This is a genomic window from Maritalea porphyrae, assembly GCF_027213965.1.
In the GTDB taxonomy this organism is placed as follows: Bacteria; Pseudomonadota; Alphaproteobacteria; order Rhizobiales; family Devosiaceae; genus Maritalea; species Maritalea porphyrae_A.
The window spans coordinates 1-1449 of the sequence record NZ_JAPWGX010000011.1; the positions used below are offsets into that span (position 1 = coordinate 1).

The 1449-nt window shown below is 48.9% G+C and carries 1 protein-coding gene; it reads left to right on the plus strand.

Annotation, left to right across the window (positions count from 1 at the left end; translation table 11 throughout):
* Positions 1-85: 85 nt before the first annotated feature.
* Positions 86-1437, plus strand: a protein-coding gene (locus O4H47_RS17820; RefSeq protein WP_269395373.1) for an IS3 family transposase whose coding sequence is annotated in 2 segments (ribosomal slippage) — positions 86-422 and positions 422-1437 — 1353 coding nt in all. Because the reading frame shifts where the segments join, the coding sequence is not laid out codon by codon here.
* Positions 1438-1449: the final 12 nt, after the last annotated feature.

Here is a 1449-nt window from a genome sequence, read left to right on the forward strand (position 1 = left end):
TGTCCGGCGTCAGTATTTGATAGACAGATTGGTGTTGTTGCGTAAGAGATGGTTTTTGGTTCATCGTAGCCCCTATGGAGCGAAGATGAAGCAGAAATCAGTTGGAAGCCGTTCGAGTTCAGAAAAGCTTTTTCGCACGATAAAACGCAAGACCCGTCGGCAATATGGTGCCGAGGAAAAGATCCGGATTGTTTTGGATGGTTTGCGCGGTGAGATGAGCATTGCCGAACTATGTCGGCGTGAAGGTCTTGCTGAGAGCATGTATTACAAATGGTCCAAGGACTTCCTTGAAGCCGGCAAGCAGCGGTTGGCCGGTGATCTTGTGCGTGAAGCATCAAGTGATGAAGTTAAGGGCCTGCGCAAAGAAGCGCGTGACCTGAAGGAAGTTGTTGCCGAACAAACGCTTGAACTCAGGCTGTTTAAAAAAAGCATGCTCGGGGATGGGGAGGATATCGAATGAGATATCCTGCATCAGAAAAGCTTGAGATCATCCACCTTGTTGAACAATCCCACCTGCCTGTCAAAGCCACTTTGGATAAGCTGGGTATTGCTCGTCCAACCTTTTACCGCTGGTATGATTTGTATCAGCGGGTTGGGGAAGTTGGGTTGGAAGACAAACGTTCTGGTCCAAACCGAGCCTGGAAGCGCATTCCAGATAAGGTGCAAAGTCAAATTATTGATCTGGCGCTTGAGCGACCAGAACTGTCTCCACGTGAGTTGGCTGTGACCTTTACGGATAGTCAGGGTTACTTTGTCTCAGAAAGCACCGTGTACCGGCTACTCAAGGCACATGACCTCATCACCAGCCCAGCATTCATCGTTATGAAAGCTGCGACTGAGTTCCAAGACAATCCCACCGCCATCAATCAGCTGTGGCAAACTGACTTTACTTACTTAAAAGTCATTGGCTGGGGCTGGTTTTATCTCAGCACAATCCTGGACGATTACAGTCGCTACATCATCTCATGGAAACTGTGTACCACCATGAGCAGCTCAGATGTAACGGATACGTTGAACATGGCTCTAAAAGCATCTGGTTGCGACAAGGCTGTTGTTCGGCACAAACCGCGTCTGCTCAGTGACAACGGCCCTTGCTACATATCAAGCGATTTAGCCACTTGGCTGAAGGGCAAAGGTATGAGCCATGTACGTGGCGCACCTTATCATCCGCAAACCCAAGGTAAGATAGAACGCTGGCACCAGACACTCAAAAATCGCATCCTACTGGAGAACTACTTTTTGCCCGGGGATCTAACGCAGCAGATTGAAGCCTTCGTCGATCACTATAACCACCATCGCTACCACGAAAGCCTCAAGAACGTTACGCCAGCCGACGTCTACTTCGGCAGAGCACAATCCATCTTAAACAAACGAGAAAGGATCAAACAAAAGACCATCAAACACCGGCGCTTGCAATTCCGCAAAGCCGCCGCATAATATCAACAACAA